The sequence below is a fragment of the Pseudomonas sp. UBA2684 genome (assembly GCA_002354655.1).
In the GTDB taxonomy this organism is placed as follows: Bacteria; Pseudomonadota; Gammaproteobacteria; order Pseudomonadales; family Pseudomonadaceae; genus Aquipseudomonas.
Genome location: DELY01000048.1, coordinates 31,381 through 54,926, shown reverse-complemented (window position 1 = coordinate 54,926; position 23,546 = coordinate 31,381). Strand labels below are relative to the sequence as shown.

General features: G+C 60.2%; 21 protein-coding genes. 9 read left to right on the top strand and 12 right to left on the bottom strand.

Features of this window, described 5'->3' with window-relative positions:
• Positions 1 to 58 precede the first annotated feature (58 nt).
• The 6 genes from purB to B3M58_RS16720 form a co-directional block, all read right to left on the bottom strand.
• Positions 59 to 1,429 (bottom strand): adenylosuccinate lyase, encoded by a 1,371-nt coding sequence (purB, locus tag B3M58_RS16745; RefSeq protein ID WP_296220804.1) that lies wholly within the window; start codon positions 1,427 to 1,429, stop codon positions 59 to 61.
• 87 nt (positions 1,430 to 1,516) lie between these two features.
• Positions 1,517 to 2,374, bottom strand: a complete 858-nt coding sequence (locus tag B3M58_RS16740) for a DMT family transporter (protein ID WP_414704102.1) — start codon at positions 2,372 to 2,374, stop codon at positions 1,517 to 1,519.
• Between the two features lie 2 nt (positions 2,375 to 2,376).
• On the bottom strand, positions 2,377 to 2,997 hold the full coding sequence (gene hflD / locus B3M58_RS16735) for a high frequency lysogenization protein HflD (protein WP_296220801.1): 621 nt from the start codon (positions 2,995 to 2,997) through the stop codon (positions 2,377 to 2,379).
• On the bottom strand, positions 2,994 to 4,112 hold the full coding sequence (mnmA, locus tag B3M58_RS16730) for a tRNA 2-thiouridine(34) synthase MnmA (RefSeq protein ID WP_296220800.1): 1,119 nt from the start codon (positions 4,110 to 4,112) through the stop codon (positions 2,994 to 2,996). Before mnmA ends, hflD begins: the two co-directional genes overlap by 4 nt.
• 75 nt (positions 4,113 to 4,187) lie before the next feature.
• Entirely contained in the window at positions 4,188 to 4,634 is a 447-nt protein-coding gene (locus B3M58_RS16725; protein ID WP_296220798.1) for an NUDIX hydrolase, read from the bottom strand.
• 123 nt (positions 4,635 to 4,757) lie between these two features.
• On the bottom strand, positions 4,758 to 6,983 hold the full coding sequence (locus tag B3M58_RS16720; RefSeq protein ID WP_296220797.1) for an NADP-dependent isocitrate dehydrogenase: 2,226 nt from the start codon (positions 6,981 to 6,983) through the stop codon (positions 4,758 to 4,760).
• Between the two features lie 356 nt (positions 6,984 to 7,339).
• Between B3M58_RS16720 and icd the strand changes: the two genes are divergently transcribed.
• Positions 7,340 to 8,596 (top strand): NADP-dependent isocitrate dehydrogenase, encoded by a 1,257-nt coding sequence (gene icd, locus B3M58_RS16715; RefSeq protein WP_296220795.1) that lies wholly within the window; start codon positions 7,340 to 7,342, stop codon positions 8,594 to 8,596.
• A 71-nt stretch (positions 8,597 to 8,667) separates the two neighbouring features.
• Here the strand turns inward: icd and cspD are convergent, their stop codons facing one another.
• A complete protein-coding gene (gene cspD, locus B3M58_RS16710) occupies positions 8,668 to 8,931 on the bottom strand; it encodes a cold shock domain-containing protein CspD (RefSeq protein WP_296220794.1) in 264 nt (87 codons plus the stop codon).
• 229 nt (positions 8,932 to 9,160) lie between these two features.
• Between cspD and clpS the strand changes: the two genes are divergently transcribed.
• Together clpS and clpA are read left to right on the top strand one after the other, a co-directional pair.
• Positions 9,161 to 9,523, top strand: a complete 363-nt coding sequence (clpS, locus tag B3M58_RS16705) for an ATP-dependent Clp protease adapter ClpS (RefSeq protein ID WP_296221042.1) — start codon at positions 9,161 to 9,163, stop codon at positions 9,521 to 9,523.
• A gap of 29 nt (positions 9,524 to 9,552) precedes the next feature.
• The gene (clpA, locus tag B3M58_RS16700) at positions 9,553 to 11,823 is read left to right on the top strand and encodes an ATP-dependent Clp protease ATP-binding subunit ClpA (RefSeq protein ID WP_296220792.1); all 2,271 of its coding nucleotides are present in this window, start codon (positions 9,553 to 9,555) and stop codon (positions 11,821 to 11,823) included.
• 71 nt (positions 11,824 to 11,894) lie between these two features.
• Here the strand turns inward: clpA and infA are convergent, their stop codons facing one another.
• The 4 genes from infA to trxB all read right to left on the bottom strand — a co-directional run bounded on the left by infA (position 11,895) and on the right by trxB (position 14,658).
• Entirely contained in the window at positions 11,895 to 12,113 is a 219-nt protein-coding gene (gene infA, locus B3M58_RS16695; protein ID WP_002553999.1) for a translation initiation factor IF-1, read from the bottom strand.
• A 100-nt stretch (positions 12,114 to 12,213) separates the two neighbouring features.
• Entirely contained in the window at positions 12,214 to 12,921 is a 708-nt protein-coding gene (locus tag B3M58_RS16690) for an arginyltransferase (RefSeq protein ID WP_296220790.1), read from the bottom strand.
• Between the two features lie 54 nt (positions 12,922 to 12,975).
• Positions 12,976 to 13,656 carry a leucyl/phenylalanyl-tRNA--protein transferase gene (gene aat / locus B3M58_RS16685; protein ID WP_296220789.1) on the bottom strand — a complete coding sequence of 227 codons (681 nt, stop codon included), beginning with the start codon at positions 13,654 to 13,656 and terminating at the stop codon, positions 12,976 to 12,978.
• Positions 13,657 to 13,707: 51 nt separating this feature from the next.
• Positions 13,708 to 14,658, bottom strand: a complete 951-nt coding sequence (gene trxB, locus B3M58_RS16680; protein WP_296220787.1) for a thioredoxin-disulfide reductase — start codon at positions 14,656 to 14,658, stop codon at positions 13,708 to 13,710.
• A gap of 243 nt (positions 14,659 to 14,901) precedes the next feature.
• On the opposite strand from trxB, the gene ftsK reads away from it, so the two are divergent.
• The 6 genes from ftsK to cysG all read left to right on the top strand — a co-directional run bounded on the left by ftsK (position 14,902) and on the right by cysG (position 22,474).
• Positions 14,902 to 17,304, top strand: a complete 2,403-nt coding sequence (gene ftsK, locus B3M58_RS16675) for a DNA translocase FtsK (protein ID WP_296220785.1) — start codon at positions 14,902 to 14,904, stop codon at positions 17,302 to 17,304.
• Positions 17,305 to 17,333: 29 nt separating this feature from the next.
• Positions 17,334 to 17,960 (top strand): outer membrane lipoprotein chaperone LolA, encoded by a 627-nt coding sequence (gene lolA / locus B3M58_RS16670; protein ID WP_296220783.1) that lies wholly within the window; start codon positions 17,334 to 17,336, stop codon positions 17,958 to 17,960.
• Positions 17,961 to 17,979: 19 nt separating this feature from the next.
• A complete protein-coding gene (locus B3M58_RS16665; protein ID WP_296220782.1) occupies positions 17,980 to 19,305 on the top strand; it encodes a replication-associated recombination protein A in 1,326 nt (441 codons plus the stop codon).
• Positions 19,302 to 19,676 (top strand): fluoride efflux transporter CrcB, encoded by a 375-nt coding sequence (gene crcB / locus B3M58_RS16660; RefSeq protein ID WP_296220781.1) that lies wholly within the window; start codon positions 19,302 to 19,304, stop codon positions 19,674 to 19,676. Before B3M58_RS16665 ends, crcB begins: the two co-directional genes overlap by 4 nt.
• A gap of 16 nt (positions 19,677 to 19,692) precedes the next feature.
• A complete protein-coding gene (gene serS, locus B3M58_RS16655; protein WP_296220780.1) occupies positions 19,693 to 20,973 on the top strand; it encodes a serine--tRNA ligase in 1,281 nt (426 codons plus the stop codon).
• A gap of 118 nt (positions 20,974 to 21,091) precedes the next feature.
• On the top strand, positions 21,092 to 22,474 hold the full coding sequence (cysG, locus tag B3M58_RS16650) for a siroheme synthase CysG (protein WP_296220779.1): 1,383 nt from the start codon (positions 21,092 to 21,094) through the stop codon (positions 22,472 to 22,474).
• A gap of 65 nt (positions 22,475 to 22,539) precedes the next feature.
• On the opposite strand, the gene B3M58_RS16645 is transcribed toward cysG, so the two are convergent.
• Positions 22,540 to 23,541, bottom strand: coding sequence for a glutathione S-transferase family protein (locus B3M58_RS16645; RefSeq protein WP_296220777.1), 1,002 nt, complete (start codon positions 23,539 to 23,541; stop codon positions 22,540 to 22,542).
• Positions 23,542 to 23,546: the final 5 nt, after the last annotated feature.

Sequence of the window (23,546 nt, the reverse complement as noted above, 5' to 3'; positions counted from 1 at the left end):
TAAATACCCATAAATAAAAACGCCCGGCGCAGCCGGGCGTCGGGAGGGCTGTTGCCGCTTAGATGCGTTTGGCCTGGGCCACCGCATTGCCAATGTAGTTGGCTGGAGTCAGCAACTTGAGTTCGGCTTTGGCCTCTGCCGGCATGTCCAAGCCATCGATAAAGCTCAGCAGCGCCTCGGGGCTGATGCCCTTGCCACGGGTCAGCTCTTTGAGCTTCTCGTAGGGGTTTTCGATAGCGTAGCGGCGCATGACGGTCTGGATCGGCTCGGCGAGTACTTCCCAACAGGCGTTCAGATCATCAGCAATACGTTGAGCATTGAGCTCCAACTTACTGATTCCCTTGAGGCTGGCCTCGTAGGCAATCACGCTATGAGCGAAGCCGACGCCGAGGTTGCGCAGCACGGTGGAGTCAGTCAGGTCGCGCTGCCAGCGCGAGATCGGCAGCTTGCTGGCCAGGTGTTGGAACAGCGCGTTAGCGATACCCAGGTTGCCTTCGGAGTTCTCGAAGTCGATCGGGTTGACCTTGTGCGGCATGGTCGAGGAACCGATCTCACCAGCGATGGTGCGCTGCTTGAAATAGCCCAGGGAGATATAGCCCCAGATATCGCGGTCGAAGTCGATCAGGATGGTGTTGAAGCGGGCGATCGCATTGAACAGCTCGGCAATGTAGTCGTGCGGCTCGATCTGCGTGGTGTAGGGGTTGAACTGCAGGCCCAGGTCACCTTCGATGAACTGGCGAGCATTGGCTTCCCAGTCGATCTGTGGGTAAGCCGAGAGGTGGGCGTTGTAGTTGCCCACCGCGCCGTTGATCTTGCCCAGCAGCGGCACGGCGGCCACTTGGGCAATCTGCCGCTCCAGGCGGTAGACCACGTTGGCCAGCTCCTTGCCCAGGGTGGTCGGCGACGCCGGCTGACCGTGGGTGCGCGAGAGCATCGGCACGTCGGCGAATTTGATCGCCAGCTCGCGGATGGCTTCGGCTGTCTGACGCATCAGCGGCAGTAGCACGCCGTCGCGGCCTTCGCGCAGCATCAGCGCGTGGGACAGGTTGTTGATGTCTTCGCTGGTGCAGGCGAAGTGGATAAATTCGCTGACCTTGTCCAGCTCAGGCAGCTTGGCAGCCTGTTCCTTGAGCAGGTATTCCACGGCCTTGACGTCGTGGTTGGTGGTGCGCTCGATTTCTTTCACGCGCTCGGCATGCTCGACGGCGAAGTTATCGGCCAGCTCATTGAGCACGGCCTGGGCTTCGGCGGAGAACGGTGCAACTTCACTGACGCCTTCATGGGCGGCCAGGCGCTGCAACCAGCGCACCTCGACCAGCACGCGGAAACGGATCAGGCCGTATTCGCTGAAAATCGGGCGCAGAGCGCTGGTTTTGCCGGCATAGCGGCCATCAACGGGGGAAACCGCGGTGAGCGAGGAAAGCTGCATGGGAGGCGTTCTCGGACAATCGGGCATTGAAAAGGGCGCATATCATACATGAAATCGGCGCCTGGACTGTGATTGCGCGACAGCCGTTCAGCGCTCGCGTCGGCTAATCGACAGCAGGCTGGCGGCGAATATCAGTGCTGCGCCGGCTAGCGACGTCGCATCCGGGGTTTCGCCCCAACGCCACCAGGCAATTGCCCCGGCAAATACGATGGCCAGGTACGCAACCGGGCCAATCGCCCCGGGCGGTGCCAGCCCATAAGCCTTGGACATGATCAGTTGGCTGGCGGTGGCCAACAGGCCGATGCCCAGCAACAGGCTCAGTTGATGATCGCTTAACGGTTGCCAGGCCCACGCCAGCGGAATCGCTGAAATCAGGGCACTAAACAGCGAGAAGTAAAAGACGATGCGATAGGCCGGTTCGGTGTCGCTCATTTCGCGAATCGAGACGAACGCAAAGGCGGCCATGATGCTGGCCGCCAGGCCAATCAGGGCCTGGCTATCGAGCAGGGCAGCCGAAGGTTTGGCTACCAGCAGCACGCCAACCAGGCCAAACCCGGTCGTCGCCAGTATGCGCTTGCTCAGCGGCTCCTTGAGCCACCACCAGGCGATCAACGGGGTGAACAGGGGCGCGGAATAGGTGAACAGCATGGCATCGGCCAGCGGCAGGTGGGCGATGGCGTAGAAGAAGCAATACATCGCCGCCAAACCGTAGCCGGTGCGGCCCAGGTGCGAAGCCAGACGGTTGGTGCGTAGCGGGCGCACGCCCTTGAGCAGGATCAGCGGCAAGAAGAACAGCACGCCGACCAGATTACGAAAGAACACCACCGATTCGTTATTGACGCTGCCGGACACTTCGCGCACGCCGACGCCTATCAGCGCGAACAGCAGTGCTGAGAGCGCCAGCAGTGCGGCGCCCTGCATGGGTTTGTCCATGCGGCTGCTCATGATCAGCCGCGCAGCAGTGGATAGAGTTCCTTGAGCAGCTTGCCGCGACTGAACACCAACTGCCAGCGATGGCCGCCCAGTTGGCGCCAGAGGCGGGCCGAGCGAATACCGGCGAGCAGCAGTGCGCGGATTTTCGAGGCGTTGCTGGCTTGTTGCAGGTGGCGCATATCGCCTTGCACCTGAATCCGCTGGCGGAAGGTGCTGATGGTGTCCTGGTACAGGCTGCCGCAGGAGGCGATCACGTTTTCGTGCGCTACGCCGAAGTGCTCGACCTGCTGCTGGATCTGATCGAGGCGGCTGCCCATGACTTGCAGCAAGTCATCGCGCTTGGCCAACTGCCGCTCAAGGGCAAGCAAGGCCAGGGCGTAGCGCAAAGGATCGCGTTGCAGGCTGGCCGGGTCGCGCTCCAGCGAGCTGACCAGCGCACGGTAGCCGTCGCGCAGGTTGAGGTCGTCGCCACCGTATACGTCCAGCGTGCTTGGCGGATCGCGTACCAGCAGGCTGCCGAGCATGCAGGTGACGGCCGGCTCGCCGATCTGGCCGGTACGGGCCAGTTTGTCGACCAATACCGAGGCCTCGAAGACCGCGCCGAGGGCGACCAGTTGTTCCTGGGTGGGGCTCATGGATGCTTATCCTTACTGCTCCAGGGTTCGGCGATTTCGATTACACCACCACCGAGGCAGACTTCACCGTCATAAAACACCACCGATTGCCCGGGGGTGACTGCGCGTTGCGGCATGGCGAATAGGGCGCGATAGCCGGCAGCGGTTTTTTCCAGCGTGCAAGCCTGGTCGCCTTGACGGTAACGGACCTTGGCGGTCAGCGGACGCGGGCTGCTCAGGTCAAGCGGATTGACCCAGTAAATCTCCGAGGCAAGCAGGGCACTGGAGAACAGCCACGGGTGATCGTTGCCCTGGCCGACCACCAGCACGTTGCGCTCGAGGTCCTTGAACAGCACATACCAGGGCTCGTCGCTGGCGTCCTTAAGGCCGCCGATACCCAAGCCCTGGCGCTGGCCGATGGTGTGGTACATGAGGCCGTGGTGGCGGCCAATCACTTCACCCTCGGTGGTTTCGATGTCGCCTGGCTGGGCAGGCAGGTACTGCTTGAGGAAGTCGCTGAAGCGCCGCTCGCCGATAAAGCAGATGCCGGTGGAGTCTTTCTTCTTCGCCGTGGCCAGATGGTACTTCTCGGCGATGGCGCGCACTTGCGGCTTTTCCAACTCGCCGACCGGGAACAGGGTCTTGGCAATCTGCTCACCGCCCACCGCATGCAGGAAGTAGCTCTGGTCCTTGTTCGGATCGAGGCCCTTGAGCAGTTCGGTGCGTCCGTCGATGTCGCGGCGACGCACATAGTGGCCGGTGGCGATCAGGTCGGCGCCGAGCATCAGGGCGTAGTCGAGAAACGCTTTGAATTTGATCTCACGGTTGCACAGGATGTCCGGGTTCGGCGTGCGACCGGCCTTGTACTCGGCGAGGAAGTGCTCGAACACGTTGTCCCAGTACTCGGCAGCGAAGTTGGCGGTATGCAGCTTGATGCCGATCTTGTCGCACACGGCCTGAGCGTCGGCCAGGTCGTCCATGGCGGTGCAGTAGTCGGTACCGTCGTCTTCGTCCCAGTTCTTCATGAACAGACCTTCCACCTGATACCCCTGCTCAAGCAGGAGAAGGGCGGAAACGGAGGAGTCGACACCGCCGGACATGCCGACGATTACGCGCTGGGTAGTTGGATCTTGCATGGGGATCGTGTGCACAGGCTTGAAAAGGAGGCGATTCTAGCAGGGCGGGCGGTCTTGCGGCGACCGCCACGGCCGTCAGGCGGGATCGCGGATCAGACTCAGCGGGAAAGGCTCGCTGCCGAGGTAGTCGTCGATGCAGCGCAGCACCAACTCGCTGCGCCAGCGTTCGGGCTGGGCGGCCAGTTCGTCGCGGCTCAGCCAGCGCGGGCCAATGATGCCGTCGTCCAGCGGGTGCTCGGGACGGTGGCGCAGCGCTTTGGCGGCAAAGCACACGCGCTGGTAGGTCACGCCGTTGCTCGGTGCGGTGTACAGGTAGATGCCTGTGACCCCGGTCAGCTCGACATCCCAGCCGGTTTCCTCAAGGGTTTCGCGAATCGCCGCCTGCGGCAGGCTTTCGTTGGCCTCCAGATGACCGGCCGGCTGGTTGAATACTGCGCGGCCCTCGGCCAGTTCTTCGACCAGTAAAAAACGGCCCCGGTCTTCGATGACCGTGGCCACGGTGATGTGCGGCTGCCAAGCCATATAAATGCTACCTGTCATGACAAAAGGCGATCATATCGCGGTTCTGCCAGGCCAGAATGCACAAACCCCGGCGCCGGGCCGGGGTTTGTGTTGCAGCAGCGCCTGGACGCCGGGTGTGACGCCTTACGCCAGTGCGGCGAGCGCGGCGTTGAAGGTCGAACTCGGACGCATGACCTGGCGGGCCAGCTCCGGAGTGGCGCGGTAGTAGCCGCCGATGTCGACAGGCTTGCCCTGCACGGCGTTGAGCTCGGCCACGATGGCTGCCTCGTTGTCGCTCAGGGTTTTCGCCAGCGGGCTGAAGTGCGCTTGCAGTTCGAGGTCCTCGCTCTGCGCGGCCAGTTCCTGGGCCCAGTACAGGGCCAGGTAGAAGTGGCTGCCACGGTTGTCCAGCTCACCGGTCTTGCGCGACGGCGACTTGTTGTTGTCCAGCAGTTTGCCGGTCGCGGCGTCGAGGGTTTTACCCAGCAACTTGGCTTTCGGGTTGCTGCTCATGATCCCGGTTTCCTCCAGAGACACCGCCAGGGCCAGGAACTCGCCAAGCGAGTCCCAGCGCAGGTGGTTTTCTTCGGTCAGTTGCTGCACGTGCTTGGGTGCCGAACCGCCGGCGCCGGTTTCGTACATGCCGCCGCCAGCCATCAGCGGGACGATGGAGAGCATCTTGGCCGAGGTGCCCAGCTCCATGATCGGGAACAGGTCGGTCAGGTAGTCGCGCAGCACGTTGCCGGTCACCGAGATGGTGTCCTGACCACGAATCAGGCGTTCCATGCTCACACGAATGGCTTCGTTGTAGCCCATCATGCGGATATCCAGACCGGTCAGGTCATGTTCCTGTAGGTAGGCTTCGACCTTCTTTTGCAGTTCGCGGTCGTGGGCGCGCTCCGGATCCAGCCAGAAGACTGCTGGCGTGGCGGACTGGCGGGCACGGGTTACGGCCAGCTTGACCCAGTCGCGGATCGCCGCGTCTTTGGTCTGGCAGGCACGCCAGATGTCACCGGCTTCGACTTCGTGCTGCATGAGCACGCTGCCGTCAGCCGACACCACGCGCATGCTGCCGTCGACGGTCATTTCGAAGGTCTTGTCGTGGGAGCCGTATTCTTCGGCCTTCTGCGCCATCAGGCCGACGTTCGGTACGCTGCCCATGGTGATCGGATCAAACGCGCCGTTGGTCTTGCAGAAGTTAATCATCTCCTGATAGATACGGGCGTAGGTGCTTTCCGGCATCACCGCCTTGGTGTCTTTCAGCTTGCCATCCTTGCCCCACATCTGCCCGGAGCTGCGGATCATCGCCGGCATCGAGGCATCGACGATCACGTCGCTCGGAATATGCAGGTTGGTGATGCCCTTGACCGAGTCGACCATGGCCATTTCCGGGCGACCGCTGTAGCAGGCGTGGATGTCGTGCAGGATTTCTTCCTGCTGCGAGGCCGGCAGGGATTTGATTTTGTCGTAGACGCTGCTGATGCCGTTGTTCGGATTGACGCCGATTTCAGCGAATACCGCAGCGTGCTTATCGAAGGCTTCTTTGTAGTAGACGCTGACGGCGTGGCCGAAAACGATCGGGTGGGACACCTTCATCATGGTCGCCTTGACGTGCAGCGACCACATCACGCCAGTTTCTTTGCAGTCCTGCAGGGTTTTCTCGAAGAAGTCGCGCAGCTTGCGGCAGCTCATGAACATGCTGTCGAACACTTCGCCTTCCTGCAGGGCGAGTTGCTTCTTGACCTCGACCTTGCCGTCCTTGCCCACGAACTCGATGCGCACGTCACCGGCCTTGGCCATGGTGATCGACTGCTCGCTGGAGAAGAAATCGCCGCCACGCATGTAGTCAGCATGGGACTGCGACGCCATGCTCCACTTGCCCATGGAGTGCGGGTGTTTGCGGGCAAAGGCCTTGACCGCGGCCGGAGCGCGGCGGTCGGAGTTGCCTTCGCGCAGCACCGGGTTGACCGCGCTGCCGAGCACTTTGCTGTAGCGTGCGCGGGCTTCTTTCTCGGCGTCGGTCTGCGGGTCTTCCGGGAAATCGGGGATGTTGTAGCCCTGAGCCTGCAACTCGGCGATAGCGCCCTTGAGTTGCGGCACGGAGGCGCTGATGTTCGGCAACTTGATGATGTTGGCGTCTGGCGAAGTGGCCAGCACGGCCAGCTTGGCGAGGTCGTCGTCGATCTGCTCGTCGGCATCCAGTTGATCGGCAAAGCTCGCAAGGATGCGTCCTGCAAGAGAGATGTCGCGTGTTTCGACGGCAATGCCAGCGGAGGCGGCGAAGGCTTCTACAATAGGCAGAAGCGAATAAGTGGCGAGGGCTGGGGCTTCGTCGGTGAAGGTATAGATGATCTTCGAACGGGTGGACATTTAGGGTTAACTCTCTTCTTCGCTGAGCGTGCACAGCCCCTCGACATGCGCAGGTAGGCGCTGCGGCTCGCCGTGTAAGCGCGCCGAAAGTCGAGGACTTGCCGCGGTGATGTTGGATGCACCAGTAGAGTGTCGAGCATTTCGAGCCGTCGAACCGCGGTGGCAATTCGGCGGATTCAAGGGGTGAGGACCGGCCAACCCCTTATGACTTGTTAGTCATCCGGCCAGTATACCACCGCGTCAGGGCGCCGCAGAATGCTCTTGCGCATAAGACCAATGAACATGTGGTTTCACCCGATTCAAGTGGGTTACTCTCGGGGGATGCGCACTGTTTTAACCACAAGATGGAGTCCAGCATGGGATACCAAAAGATCCAGGTGCCAGCAATCGGTGACAAAATCACCGTTAATGCCGATATGTCCCTCAACGTACCGAATAACCCGATCATTCCTTATATTGAAGGTGATGGCATCGGCGTTGATATCAGCCCGGTAATGATTAAGGTCGTCGATGCGGCCGTGGAAAAAGCCTACGGCGGCCAGCGCAAGATTTCCTGGATGGAAATTTATGCTGGCGAAAAGGCCACCCAGGTGTATGACCAAGATACCTGGCTGCCTCAGGAAACCCTGGACGCGGTCAAAGACTACGTCGTTTCCATCAAAGGCCCGCTGACCACACCGGTTGGTGGTGGTATTCGCTCCCTCAACGTTGCCCTGCGTCAGCAACTCGACCTGTACGTTTGCCTGCGTCCAGTGCGCTGGTTCGAGGGCGTGCCTAGCCCGGTGAAAAAGCCAGGCGATGTCGACATGACCATCTTCCGTGAGAACTCGGAAGACATTTACGCCGGTATCGAGTGGAAAGCCGGTTCGCCTGAGGCGAACAAGGTCATCAAGTTTCTCAAGGAAGAAATGGGCGTCACCAAGATCCGTTTCGACCAGGACTGCGGTATTGGCGTCAAGCCAGTTTCCAAGGAAGGCACCAAGCGCCTGGCGCGCAAGGCTCTGCAATATGTGGTTGATAACGACCGCGACTCGCTGACCATCGTGCACAAAGGCAACATCATGAAGTTCACCGAAGGTGCCTTCAAAGAGTGGGCCTACGAGATTGCCGCTGAAGAGTTCGGCGCAACCCTGCTCGATGGCGGCCCTTGGATGCAGTTCAAGAACCCGAAAACCGGTAAGAACGTCATCGTTAAAGACGCCATCGCCGACGCCATGCTGCAGCAAATTCTACTGCGCCCGGCCGAATACGACGTGATTGCCACCCTCAACCTGAACGGCGACTACCTGTCCGATGCACTGGCGGCGGAAGTGGGCGGCATTGGTATCGCGCCTGGCGCGAACCTGTCCGACACGATTGCTATGTTCGAAGCCACCCACGGCACCGCACCGAAGTATGCTGGCAAGGACCAGGTGAACCCAGGTTCGCTGATCCTCTCCGCAGAAATGATGCTGCGTCACATGGGCTGGATCGAAGCGGCTGACTTGATCATCAAGGGCACCAATGGCGCAATCTCCGCCAAGACCGTGACCTACGACTTCGAGCGCTTGATGGAAGGCGCCAAGTTGATGTCCTGCTCGCAGTTCGGCGATGCCATGATCACTCACATGTAAGCCGATCAGCGCAAAGAAAAAGGCCGGTCATTTGACCGGCCTTTTTTGTGGGCAACTGATTACCCTAATATTCAGACTTCAACCGTTGTGCCCTGAGGCTGGCTTACCGCAGCGGGTGTTTCGGCAGAAACCGAAAGTGCGCTGATGTTCACGGCGTGGAGTCCTTTAGGACCTTGAATAATATCGAAGCTTACCGGCTGGCCAGCTTTAAGCGTTTTATAGCCGTCCATCTGGATAGCCGAGTAGTGGGCGAACAGGTCCTCATCTCGGCCGTCGGCGAGGATGAATCCATAGCCTTTAGCGTTGTTGAACCACTTGACCTTACCGCTGAGCATGCTGATATCCCTCTGCAAAGGACTCCATCACTGGAGTATCATCCACTTCGATTCCGCGCGCGAATCAACCGGTTGGGCGAGGGCGCGGAACCCCTCATACCCGTAAAGGGGTATTCATTGTTTGTAACACCGTTTTGCCGATAGTCAAGGCCATGCTGCAACTGGCTGAGAAGCCGGTCAAACTCCGTCTAGCATCCGTACTCGTCCAACCATGAACCTTTATTCCAGCATGCATGCAAGTAGCCAGATTCGACTAACATTCAATCAGGATCGCCCAGCAACGCACGAGGACGATTCCTCCGGCTTGGCCGTGCAGGAATCCAAGCCCGCGCTGCAGGCACCACCGCTGTATAAGGTGGTCATATTCAATGACGATTACACACCGATGGATTTCGTGGTCGAAGTGCTCGAGGTGTTTTTCAACCTAAATCGGGAGCTGGCGACCAAGATCATGCTGACCGTCCATACAGAGGGACGTGCCGTATGCGGAGTGTTTACCCGCGACATCGCCGAAACCAAGGCAATGCAGGTCAACCAGTACGCGAGAGAAAGCCAGCATCCACTACTCTGTGAGATCGAGAAGGACGGTTAACGCCGGCCGCTTGGGCATGAGGTGAAGCTATGTTAAATCGAGAGCTCGAAGTCACCCTCAATTTGGCCTTCAAAGAGGCTCGCACCAAGCGTCATGAGTTCATGACGGTTGAGCACCTCCTGCTGGCTCTACTGGATAACGAGGCCGCCGCCAGCGTATTGCGCGCATGTGGCGCCAACCTCGACAAACTGCGGCATGACCTGCAGGAGTTCATCGATTCCACCACCCCGCTAATTCCGCAACATGATGAAGAGCGCGAAACCCAGCCGACGCTAGGCTTCCAGCGTGTATTGCAGCGCGCGGTATTTCACGTGCAGAGCTCCGGCAAGCGTGAAGTCACGGGCGCCAACGTGCTGGTGGCGATTTTCAGCGAGCAGGAGAGTCAGGCGGTGTTTCTGCTCAAGCAGCAGAGCGTTGCCCGCATCGACGTGGTCAACTTTATCGCCCACGGCATCTCCAAGGTGCCCGGTCATGGCGGCCACTCGGAAACCGAGCAGGAAATGCAGGACGAAGAGGGCGGCGAGTCGTCAACCTCCGGCAATCCGTTGGACGCCTATGCCAGCAACCTAAACGATTTGGCCCGCCAGGGACGGATCGACCCACTGGTTGGGCGCGAGCTGGAAGTCGAGCGTGTGGCGCAGATTCTGGCCCGCCGCCGTAAAAACAATCCATTGCTGGTTGGCGAGGCAGGCGTAGGCAAGACCGCGATTGCCGAAGGCCTGGCCAAGCGCATTGTCGATAACCAGGTGCCTGATCTGTTGGCCGACAGCGTCGTCTACTCCCTTGATTTGGGTGCGCTGTTGGCGGGCACCAAATACCGTGGTGATTTTGAAAAGCGCTTCAAGGCGCTGCTCAATGAACTGCGCAAGCGCCCGCACGCCATTCTATTTATCGACGAAATCCACACCATCATCGGTGCTGGCGCCGCGTCCGGTGGCGTGATGGATGCCTCCAACCTACTCAAACCGATGCTGTCTTCCGGTGAGATCCGCTGCATAGGATCGACCACCTTCCAGGAGTTCCGGGGGATTTTTGAGAAAGATCGCGCCTTGGCGCGGCGCTTCCAAAAGGTCGACGTAAGCGAACCGTCAGTGGATGACACCTACGGCATTCTCAAGGGCCTCAAGGGGCGTTTCGAGCAGCACCATGGCATCGAGTACAGCGATGAGGCTTTGCGCGCCGCCGCCGAGCTGGCATCGCGCTATATCAATGACCGTCATATGCCGGACAAGGCCATCGACGTGATTGACGAAGCCGGCGCCTATCAGCGTCTGCAACCGGAAGAGAAGCGCGTTAAGCGCATCGAGGTGGAGCAGGTCGAGGATATCGTGGCGAAGATCGCACGGATTCCGCCGAAGCACGTCAGCAGCTCCGACAAGGAGTTGCTGCGTAACCTCGAGCGCGACCTCAAGCTCACGGTGTTCGGCCAAGATGCGGCGATCGACTCGCTGTCGACGGCGATCAAGCTTTCCCGCGCCGGCCTCAAAGCCCCCGACAAGCCGGTTGGCTCCTTCCTTTTTGCCGGTCCGACTGGGGTCGGTAAAACAGAGGCTGCGCGTCAATTGGCCAAGGCCATGGGTATAGAGTTGGTGCGCTTCGACATGTCCGAGTACATGGAGCGGCATACCGTCTCGCGCTTGATCGGCGCTCCACCTGGGTATGTAGGTTTCGATCAAGGCGGCTTGCTGACCGAGGCCATTACCAAGATGCCGCATTGCGTCTTGCTGCTCGATGAAATCGAGAAGGCCCATCCGGAAGTCTTCAACCTGCTGCTGCAGGTGATGGATCACGGCACCCTGACCGATAACAATGGCCGCAAGGCAGATTTCCGCAACGTGATCCTGATCATGACCACTAATGCCGGCGCAGAAACCGCAGCGCGCGCCTCCATTGGCTTTACCTACCAGGACCACTCGTCCGACGCCATGGAAGTGATCAAAAAGAGCTTCACGCCGGAGTTCCGCAATCGCCTGGATACCATTATCCAGTTCGGTCGCTTGAGCCACGAAGTGATCAAGAGCATTGTCGACAAGTTCCTTACCGAGTTGCAGGCGCAGCTCGAGGACAAGCGCGTCATGCTCGAAGTCAGCGATGGCGCTCGCGGCTGGCTAGCGGAGCAAGGATACGACGTGCAAATGGGCGCTCGCCCGATGGCGCGGTTGATCCAGGACAAGATCAAGCGTCCACTGGCAGAGGAAATTCTGTTTGGCGAGTTGGCCGAGCACGGCGGCGTGGTGCATATCGATATCGAAAACGGTGAGCTGACGTTCGAGTTCGAAACCACGGCAGAAATGGCGTGAAGCGTTACGGCTAACAAAACCGCACCAACAAAAACGCCCGGCATTGCCGGGCGTTTTTACTGGTGCTTAGCTTAGCGGGCGCGGTATGTAATGCGACCTTTGCTCAAGTCATAAGGTGTCAGCTCAACGCGAACCTTATCGCCAGTCAGAATGCGGATATAGTTTTTGCGCATCTTTCCGGAGATGTGCGCAGTAACGACGTGCCCATTTTCCAACTCCACACGGAACATGGTGTTGGGCAGGGTGTCGACGACAGTGCCTTCCATTTCGAAGCTGTCTTCTTTCGACATGCAGTAAAGCCCTCGGTATCCAATGAATGGCCCGGCGCAACTGGCCCCAGGCAAAAGCGGCGTGCATTGTGCCCGAAAATTGTGGTTTCCGCCAAGGACTTCAGGTAAGCGTGATCCAGCGTTGATTGACGAACAGCTCAATCGGGCGGTATTGGGTCTTGTAATTCATTTTTCGGCAGTTCTTGATCCAGTAACCCAGGTAGACGGCGTTCAGCCCTAGCCGTGCGGCTTCGCCGATCTGCCAAAGGATCGCAAAGCGCCCCAGGCTGCGGCGCTCTTCACTGGGCTCATAGAAGGTATACACCGCAGAAAGCCCATTGGGCAGGACATCGGTGACGGCGATGGCCAGCAATTGGTCTTTTTGGCGGAACTCATAGAAGCGCGAGAACGGCAGGTCGCGTACCAAAAACGTCGAAAACTGCTCACGGCTTGGCGGGTACATGTCGCCGTCCGCATGGCGCTGCTCGATATAGCGAACGTAGAGGCTGTAATACTCCTCGGTGAACGCGGGGCGAACCGCGCGCACCTGAACATCCAGGTTACGTTTGAAAATACGCCGCTGCTGGCGATTCGGAGTGAATTGCGCAGCCGGTATACGGGCGGGCACGCAAGCGGTACAGCGTTGGCAATGCGGGCGGTAGAGATGATCGCCGCTGCGACGAAAACCCATTTCCGAGAGTTCAGCGTACACCTGCACATCCATCGGCTGGCTGGGGTCGAGGAACAAGGTTGTGGCCTGTTCTTCGGGCAGGTAGCTGCACGGATGGGGCTGAGTGGCATAAAACTTCAGGCGGGCCAGCTCGGTCATGATCGACTCTCGGGATAAGCCTTGAGTAAGTGTATGCCAGGCAGCAGCACTCGCCTAGGCAAGCCAATCGGCATAGTTTGGCAAGTCGAGATGGCGCTCTAGATAGGCCGCGAAATCGCTGCGGGGAATGGCTCGCGCGCCAAAGCTATGCAGGTGCTGCGTAGGCATTTGACAGTCGATCAGGGCAAATCCCCAGGCTGCCAAGTGTTCGACCAGGGTGGCAAAGCCAACCTTGGAGGCATTGTCGGCGCGGCTGAACATCGACTCGCCAAAAAACAGCTGGCCGATTGCCAGGCCGTACAGGCCGCCGACCAGTTTGTCGTCGCGCCAGACTTCGACCGAGTGGGCAATGCCGCGCCGATGCAGCTCGAGGTAGGCGTGTTGCATAGGGGGGGTGATCCACGTGCCGGCGGCATAGTCGCGAGGCGCGGCACAGGCCTGGATTACCTCGGCGAACGCTTGATCGAACGTCACGCGGTAGCGTGCCTGGCGCAACACCTTGTTCAAGCTGCGAGAAACATGTAGCTCATGCGGGAACAGCACGGTGCGCGGATCGGGCGACCACCAGAGAATCGGTTGGCCATCCTGATACCAGGGGAAGCAGCCGTGCCGGTAGGCCTGAATCAAGCGTTCGGCACTCAAGTCGCCCCCTGCGGCGAGTAACCCATTGGGTTCGTGCAGGGCTTTGGCGAGTGGCGGGAAGCTCAGGGAGTCGCGTTGCAACCAGGTCAGCATGTGCGTAGCCGGAGGAGGGTAGGGCAGGCATTGAGCGCCTGCCCTGGGCTATCAGTTGTCGTCGAGGAACTTCTCGACGTCCAGTGCGGCCATGCAGCCGGCGCCGGCCGAGGTGATCGCCTGGCGGTAGACGTGATCGGCCACGTCGCCGGCGGCAAACACGCCGTCGATACTGGTGGCGGTGGCGTTGCCTTCGCTGCCGCCTTTGATCAACAGGTAGCCGTCGCGCATTTCCAACTGCCCGTGGAACAGCTCGGTGTTGGGTTTGTGGCCGATGGCGATGAACACGCCTGCCAGCGGCAGCTCGCTACTGGTGCCGGTGCTGGTGTCTTTCAGGCGCACGCCGGTCACGCCGCTGGCATCGCCGAGCACTTCATCCAGAGTGTGATTCCAGTGCAGGCGCACGTTGCCGTTGGCGGCCTTATCGAACAGTTTGTCCTGAAGGATCTTCTCCGAGCGCAGCTTGTCGCGGCGATGGATCAGGTGCACTTCCTTGGCGATATTGGCCAGATACAGCGCCTCTTCTACAGCGGTATTGCCGCCGCCGATCACGGCAACCACCTGGTTGCGGTAGAAAAAACCATCGCATGTGGCGCAGGCGGATACGCCCTTGCCGGCAAATGCCTCCTCGGAAGGCAGGCCGAGGTACTGGGCGCTGGCGCCCGTGGCGATGATCAGCGCATCGCAGGTATAAGTGCCGTTATCACCCTTGAGGGTAAAGGGGCGGGTTTGCAACTCGGCGGTATGGATGTGGTCGTAGATGATCTCGGTATCGAAGCGCTCGGCATGCTTTTGCATGCGATCCATCAGTGCCGGACCAGTCAGACCTTCAACGTCACCGGGCCAGTTGTCGACTTCGGTGGTGGTGGTGAGCTGGCCGCCAGGCTGAATGCCGGTAATCACTACGGGCTTGAGGTTGGCGCGAGCAGCGTAGACGGCAGCGCTGTAACCGGCGGGGCCGGAGCCTAGGATGATCAGGCGTGAATGCTTGACTTCGCTCATAAAAACACCTCATAAGCCTTTGTCACAAAAGAGAATGCATGCTCCAATTGAGCCGCATGGAAGATGTTGGCGGATATGCTACACCGAAGCGGGGGACGAGCGGGAGCCGACGACTGAGCTTCCACCGAACAGGCTGCAGCACCGCTGCGTGGCGTGGCATCGACCAGGCAAACCCGTACAATAGGCCACATTTTTACTGTTAACCGATCATTCGGCGCGCCGCGGCGCAGGAACAGATGCGTTTTGAAGAACTCTAGCCCTACAGCCCAGGCTCCCGTCTGGCGCCAGCAATTGCCTTACCGCTTGAAGGAAGGTGCCTTGATTGCCCTCGGGGCACTCTGCCTTTATCTGTGGATGGCATTACTGACCTACGACCCCGCTGACCCCGGCTGGACGCACACCAGCAATGTCGAGCAGGTGCAGAACGCGGCTGGGCGTGCGGGTGCGTGGTTCGCCGACATTCTGTTTATGGCCCTCGGTTACTTCGCCTACCTGTTTCCGTTGCTGCTCGGGGTCAAGACCCTGCAGGTTTTCCGCTCCCGGCATCAGCCTTGGCAGTGGAGCGGCTGGCTGTTTTCCTGGCGCCTGATCGGTTTGGTCTTCCTGGTGCTGTCTGGCGCCACATTGGCCTATATCCATTTTCACTCCAGTGCCAACATGCCAGCCTCGGCGGGCGGTGCGCTGGGTGAAAGCCTGGGACAACTGGCCATCAACGCGCTGAACGTGCAGGGCAGCACCTTGCTGTTCATCGCTCTGTTTCTGTTTGGCTTGACCGTATTTACCGATCTTTCCTGGTTCAAGGTCATGGACCTGACCGGCAAGATCACCCTGGACCTGCTCGAGTTGATCCAAAGCCTGGTCAACCGCTGGTGGAGTGCACGACTTGAGCGCAAACAGCTGGTTGCCCAGCTGCGCGAGGTCGATGAGCGGGTCAGCGAAGTTGCCGCGCCGATGGTGCGCGACCGCCGCGAACAGGCCAAAGTCAAAGAACGACTGATCGAGCGTGAGGAAGCGCTGAGCAAGCACATGAGCGAGCGCGAAAACCGTCCCGCGCCGATCATCACGCCGCCCGCCGCGCCGAAAGCTGCGGAACCGAGCAAGCGCGTGCTCAAAGAAAAGCAGGCGCCGTTGTTCGTCGACAGCGCCGTCGAAGGCACCTTGCCGCCGATTTCCATTCTCGACGTAGCCGAGAAGAAACAGAAAAAATTCTCTCCCGAGTCCTTGGAGGCCATGTCGCGCCTGCTGGAGATCAAGCTCAAGGAGTTTGGCGTCGAGGTCATGGTCGAGTCCGTGCATCCCGGCCCGGTGATTACCCGTTTCGAAATTCAATTGGCAGCCGGGGTCAAGGTCAGCCGTATTTCCGGGCTGGCCAAGGACTTGGCACGTTCGATGGCAATCATCAGCGTGCGGGTAGTCGAAGTGATTCCCGGCAAGACCACTGTCGGTATCGAAGTGCCCAACGAGGACCGGCAGATCGTGCGCTTCTCCGAAGTGCTGTCGTCCCCCGAATACGATGAAGCCAAGTCGCCCGTCACCCTGGCGCTGGGCCATGACATCGGCGGTAAGCCGGTGATCACCGATCTGGCCAAGATGCCGCACCTGCTGGTGGCCGGCACGACCGGTTCGGGCAAGTCGGTCGGGGTCAACGCAATGATCCTGTCGATTCTGTTCAAGTCCACGCCGGAAGAGGCGCGCTTGATTATGATCGACCCGAAAATGCTTGAATTGTCGATCTACGAGGGCATCCCGCACCTGCTGTGCCCGGTGGTGACCGACATGAAGGAAGCCGCCAATGCTCTGCGTTGGAGCGTTGCCGAGATGGAGCGACGCTACAAGCTCATGTCGAAGATGGGCGTGCGCAACCTGGCCGGCTTCAATCGCAAGGTCAAGGACGCCGAGGACGCGGGAGAGCCGCTGGCCGATCCGCTGTACAAACGCGAAAATATTCACGATGAAGCGCCGCTGCTGAAAACCCTGCCGACCATTGTGGTGGTGGTGGATGAATTCGCCGACATGATGATGATCGTCGGCAAGAAAGTTGAAGAACTCATCGCCCGTATCGCCCAGAAAGCCCGTGCCGCAGGGATTCACTTGATCCTTGCGACTCAGCGCCCGTCGGTGGATGTGATCACCGGCCTGATCAAGGCCAACATTCCCACCCGCATGGCATTCCAGGTGTCGAGCAAGATCGACTCGCGCACCATCCTCGATCAGGGCGGTGCCGAGCAGTTGTTGGGTCACGGCGACATGCTCTATCTACCGCCGGGTACGGGTTTACCGATTCGCGTACACGGTGCGTTTGTTTCCGACGAGGAAGTGCACCGTGTGGTCGAGGCCTGGAAGTTGCGCGGCACGCCGGATTACATCGAAGACATCCTGGCAGGCGTCGAGGAGGCCGGCAGCGGCTTCGATGGCAGCAGCGAGGGAAGCAGTGAAGGCAGCGAAGAAGACCCGCTGTACGATGAGGCCGTGCGCTTCGTCACCGAAAGCCGCCGCGCCTCGATTTCCGCCGTGCAACGCAAACTGAAGATCGGCTACAACCGTGCCGCGCGGATGATCGAGGCCATGGAAATGGCCGGCGTAGTGACATCGATGAATACCAATGGCTCGCGCGAAGTCATCGCGCCCAGCCCCACTCGCGATTAACGCCTAGAAACCGATGTATGAGGAGTTCCATGCGCCTGATTCGCATGTTGTTGCTGACCGTTTTGAGCCTTTCCAGTGTTTCCGTCCTGGCCGACGACGAGGTGGCCGTGCAGCGCCTGACTCAGTTGCTCAACCAGGCGCAGACCATCACCGCGCGCTTTTCCCAGCTGACCCTGGATGGCAGTGGCACCCAGTTGCAGGAAACCGCCGGTCAACTGGCCCTCAAGCGTCCAGGCCTGTTCCGCTGGCACACCGACGAGCCGATGGAGCAGTTGTTGGTGTCGAACGGCAAGAAAGTCTGGCTGTATGACCCGGACCTTGAGCAAGTCACTATTCAAACCCTCGATCAGCGCCTGACCCACACCCCGGCGTTGCTGCTGTCCGGTGATGTGTCGAAGATTCGTGAGAACTTCGAAATCAGCTTCAAGGAAGGCGGCAATGTGGTCGACTTCATTCTCAAGCCGAAATCCAAGGACACCCTATTCGACAGCCTGCGTCTGTCGTTCCGTAGCGGGGTTCTGAACGACATGCAGTTGATCGACAGCATCGGTCAACGCACCAATATCCTGTTCCTCAATGTCAAGATGAACGAAACCCTGGATAACGCGCAATTCAGCTTCGATGTTCCCGAAGGCGCAGACGTCATTCAAGAGTAAGAGGCCTTAGCCCGGCACCATGGATCTGTTTCGCAAAGCCCCCGTCGCTCAACCCCTGGCCGCGCGTTTGCGCGCCGCCAGTCTGGATGAGTACGTCGGTCAGGAGCATCTCCTGGCCCGCGGCAAGCCGCTGCGCGAAGCGCTGGAGCAGGGCGCACTGCATTCGATGATTTTCTGGGGCCCGCCGGGCGTCGGTAAAACCACCCTGGCGCGGCTGCTGGCACAAGTCTCCGATGCACATTTCGAGACGATTTCTGCCGTACTCTCCGGGGTCAAGGAAATCCGTCAGGCGGTAGAGATTGCCCAACAGCACGCCGCTCAATATGGCCGCCAGACCATTCTGTTCGTCGATGAAGTGCACCGCTTCAACAAGTCGCAACAAGATGCGTTCTTGCCCTACGTAGAAGACGGCACGCTGATTTTTATCGGTGCGACCACCGAAAACCCATCGTTCGAGCTGAACAACGCGTTGCTCTCGCGGGCGCGTGTCTACGTGCTCAAAAGCCTCGACGAAGAAGCCTTGCGCAAGCTGGTGACACGCGCACTCAGCGACCCCAAGGGATTGGCCGAACGGCAACTGACGCTGCCCGAGGCAAGCTTCAAAATTCTTATGAGCGCAGCAGACGGCGATGGCCGGCGCTTGCTGAACTTCCTGGAGAACGCCGCGGACCTTGCCGAGGACGGCGGCGAAATCAGTAGCGAGCTGTTGCTGGACCTGCTGGGCGACAGCCGTCGACGCTTCGACAAAGGCGGCGAAGCCTTCTACGACCAGATTTCCGCGCTGCACAAATCAGTGCGCGGTTCCAGCCCGGACGGCGCGCTGTACTGGTTCGCGCGCATGCTCGATGGCGGTTGCGACCCGCTGTACATCGCGCGCCGCGTAGTGCGCATGGCCAGCGAAGATATCGGCAACGCCGACCCGCGCGCCCTGACCCTGTGCCTCAATGCCTGGGATGTGCAAGAGCGCCTGGGCAGCCCGGAAGGCGAGTTGGCGGTGGCCCAGGCCATCGTTTACCTGGCTTGCGCGCCGAAGAGCAATGCGGTGTACAGCGCCTTCAAGGCTGCCATGCGCGATGCTGCGGAGCATGGCTCGCTGGAAGTGCCGCTGCATTTACGCAATGCCCCGACCAAGCTGATGAAAGAGCTGGGCTACGGCGATGAATACCGTTATGCCCATGACGAGCCGGATGCTTACGCGGCGGGAGAGGATTACTTTCCCGAACAGCTAGCCTCGCGCCAGTACTATCAGCCGGTACCGCGCGGTCTGGAACAGAAAATCCGCGACAAGCTCGCCCATTTGCAGCAGCAAGATGCGAACAGTCCACGCCAGCGGAGAAAACCATGATTGGCGTAGTGCTCGCCGTGGCCGCCGGAGGCGCCAGCGGTACATTGCTGCGTTACGCCAGCGGCAATTGGATCAACGCCAATTGGCCGCAGTATTTTTATACCGCGACCCTGGCGGTCAATATCGTCGGCTGCCTGTTGATCGGATTCCTCTATGGCTTGTTCCTGTTGCGCCCGGAGATTCCGCTGGAGTTGCGAGCGGGCTTGATTGTCGGCTTTCTGGGCGGCCTCACTACCTTTTCTTCCTTTTCCCTCGACACCTTGCGCCTGCTGGAAAGCGGCCAGGTGCCGCTGGCCTTTGGCTATGTGGCGCTCAGCGTGTTGGGTGGCCTGCTCGCGACCTGGGCGGGCCTATCTTTCACCAAACTCTGATTGACGAGAACCTGACATGCTCGACTCCAAACTGGTGCGCACCCAACTGCACGACATTGCCCAGCGCCTCGCTTCCCGCGGCTTTCAGCTGGATGTCGTGCGCTTCGAAGCGCTGGAAGCTCAGCGCAAGACCGTGCAGACCCGCACCGAGCAACTGCAGGCCGAGCGTAACAGTCGCTCCAAGAGCATCGGGCAGGCCAAGCAGCGTGGCGAAGACATCGCTCCGCTATTGGCGGATGTCGATCGCATGGGCAGCGAGCTGGAAGAGGGCAAGCGCGAGCTGGATGCCATTCAGCTCGAACTGGATAACCTGCTGCTGAATATTCCCAACCTGCCGCATGAGTCGGTGCCGGTCGGCGAGGACGAAGACGGCAACGTCGAAGTGCGCCGCTGGGGTACGCCGAAAGCGTTCGATTTCACCATTCAGGATCACGTCAGCCTGGGCGAACGGTACGGCTGGCTGGATTTTGAAACTGCCGCCAAGTTGTCCGGCGCGCGCTTCGCCCTGCTGCGCGGGCCGATTGCCCGGCTGCACCGCGCCCTGGCGCAGTTCATGATCAACCTGCACACCAACGCGCATGGTTACGAAGAGGCTTACACGCCTTACCTGGTACAAGCGCCGGCTCTGCAAGGCACGGGACAGTTGCCGAAGTTCGAGGAGGATTTGTTCAAGATCAGCCGCGAGAACGAGGCTGACCTGTACCTGATCCCAACCGCCGAAGTGTCGCTGACCAATATCGTTGCCGGCGAGATTGTCGATGCCAAGCAGCTGCCGTTGAAATTCGTCGCGCACACCCCGTGCTTTCGCAGCGAAGCCGGCGCGTCGGGTCGGGACACCCGCGGCATGATCCGTCAGCACCAGTTCGACAAAGTCGAAATGGTGCAGATCGTCGAGCCGGACAAGTCCTACGAGGCCCTGGAAGAGCTGACCGCTAACGCCGAGAAGGTGCTGCAACTGCTGGAACTGCCTTACCGCGTACTGGCCTTGTGTACCGGCGACATGGGTTTCAGCGCGAGCAAGACCTACGATCTGGAAGTCTGGGTGCCGAGCCAGGATAAGTACCGCGAGATTTCCTCGTGCTCCAACTGCGCAGACTTCCAGGCCCGTCGCATGCAGGCGCGCTATCGCAACCCGGAAACCGGCAAGCCTGAGCTGCTGCACACCTTGAACGGCTCCGGTCTGGCCGTTGGCCGCACCCTGGTGGCCGTGCTGGAGAACTACCAGCAGGCCGATGGCTCTATCCGCGTACCGGACGTGCTCAAGCCCTATATGGGCGGCCTCGAAACCATCGGTTAAGCGACGTATCTCGGGCGGGTTGCAGTCCGCCTGGACCGACAGCAGTGGTGGGCTTCAGCTCACCCTGCGGCTGCTCAGCTTCTACGCTCACCTTACTGATTCGCGCGGACCTTGCCCCATGGACTTTCTCCCCCTGTTCCACAACTTGCAGGATCGCCTGGTGCTGGTGGTCGGCGGCGGCGAAGTGGCCCTGCGCAAGGCGCGCCTGCTGGCCGATGCCGGCGCACGGTTGCGCGTGGTGGCGCCCGAAGTACGTGACGAGTTGCGCGAACTCGCAGGCGAGGTGTTGTTACGTGGCTACCAGGCGGATGATTTGTGCGGAGTGGTGCTGATTATTGCCGCCACTGACGACGAACCGCTCAATGCGCAGATCTCCACGCAGGCACAGGCACTGGGGATTCCGGTGAATGTGGTGGACGCGCCCAAGCTGTGCAGCGTGATTTTCCCGGCCATCGTCGACCGCTCGCCACTGATCGTCGCCGTTACCAGCGGTGGCGATGCGCCCGTGCTGGCTCGGCTGATCCGCGCGAAGATCGAGACCTGGATTCCAGCGACTTACGGCCAGCTCGCCGGCTTGGCCAAGCGCTTCCGGGCGCAAGTCAAAGGCTTGTTTCCCGATGTGCAGCAGCGTCGAGTGTTCTGGGAAGAGGTATTCCAAGGGCAAATCGCCGAAAGCGTGTTCGCCGGAAAACTGCAGGAAGGCGAACGCCTGCTCGAGGCAAAAATCGCCGGTGCTGCGCCGCGTGCCTTGGGCGAGGTGTACCTGGTGGGCGCGGGCCCTGGCGACCCGGATTTGCTGACGTTTCGCGCCCTGCGCCTGATGCAGCAGGCTGATGTGGTGCTCTACGATCGCCTGGTTGCTCCAGCGATCATAGAGTTGTGTCGCCGCGACGCCGAGCGCATCTATGTCGGTAAGCAACGCGCGGAACATGCCCTGCCGCAGGAGCAAATCAATCTGCGCCTGGTCAGCTTGGCCAAAGAGGGCAAGCGGGTTTTGCGCCTGAAGGGCGGCGACCCGTTTATCTTCGGCCGCGGTGGTGAAGAGATCGAGGAGCTCGCGGCGCACGGTATTCCGTTTCAGGTCGTGCCTGGTATTACCGCGGCTAGCGGCTGCGCGGCCTACGCGGGGATTCCGCTGACCCATCGCGACCATGCGCAATCGGTGCGCTTCGTCACCGGCCACCTCAAGGATGGCAGCTGCGATTTGCCTTGGAGCGAGCTGACGGCGCCCAGCCAAACCCTGGTGCTGTATATGGGTTTGGTCGGTTTGCCGATGATTTGCCAACAGTTGATCGCCCATGGGCGGGCCGCAAGCACGCCGGCGGCCCTGATCCAGCAGGGCACCACACGCAACCAGCGCGTCTTTACGGGCACTCTGGCGAATTTACCGGAGTTAGTCGCTCAGCATGAAGTGCATGCCCCAACCTTGGTGATTGTCGGCGAGGTGGTGCAACTGCGGGACAAACTGGCCTGGTTCGAAGGCGCTCAGGCGCACGTCTGAGTTTCGCCGGCGAACTGCGCGAGGGTGGGCTAAACCCGGCCTACACGCGTTGAGTAGCCTCGGCTTTACGGCTTTCGCCACACTCCGCTACCGGGCAAGCGCTGGCGATCATGGCCGTGGATAAAGTGCTGTGCGGGGCCTCGCGGCACGATGCCGGTGGGGTTGATGGTGTGATGGCTGGCGTAGTAATGGCTTTTGATATGTTCGAAGTCCACCGTTTGCGCAACGCCCGGCCACTGGTACAGCTCGCGCAACCAATTAGACAAATTGGGATAGTCCGCGATACGCCGCAAGTTGCACTTGAAGTGGCCGTAATACACGGCGTCGAAGCGAATCACTGTGGTGAACAGGCGCCAGTCGGCCTCAGTGAGATATTCGCCGGCTAGATAACGGCGCTGACCGAGCAGCGTGTCCAGTCTGTCCAACTCGTCGAACAGCTCGACGAAGGCTTCCTCATAGGCGGCCTGCGTGGTGGCAAACCCCGCGCGATACACGCCGTTATTGACTGCCGGATAGATGCGTTGATTGAGTGCGTCGATCACGTTACGCAGTGCATCCGGATAAAAATCCAGACGATTACCGGTCAAGTCGTCGAAGGCCGAGTTGAACATGCGGATGATTTCCGCCGATTCATTGCTGACGATGCGTTGTTGCTGCTTGTCCCAGAGCAGCGGGACCGTGACCCGCCCGGTGTAGCCCGCATCATCGACGGTATAGCGCTGATGCAGGAAGCTGAAGCCGTCCAGCGCATCGCCAGTGGAACCCTGCTTCGGGTCGAACGTCCAGCCGTCCTCGCGCATCAGCCAGCTGACCACCGAGACGCCGATCAGGCTGTCGAGGCCCTTCAGTGCACGCAGAATCAAGGTGCGATGAGCCCATGGGCAGGCGAGGGAAACGTAGAGGTGATAGCGACCTGGTTGTGCCTGGAAACCGCCTTCGCCGCTCGGCCCAGGGCTGCCATCGACGGTGATCCAGTTGCGCCGCTGGGCGCTCTCGCGCTGGAAACGCCCACCTTCGCCCGTGTCGTACCACTGGTCGTGCCAGCGCCCTTCGATCAGCAAGCCCATTCCTA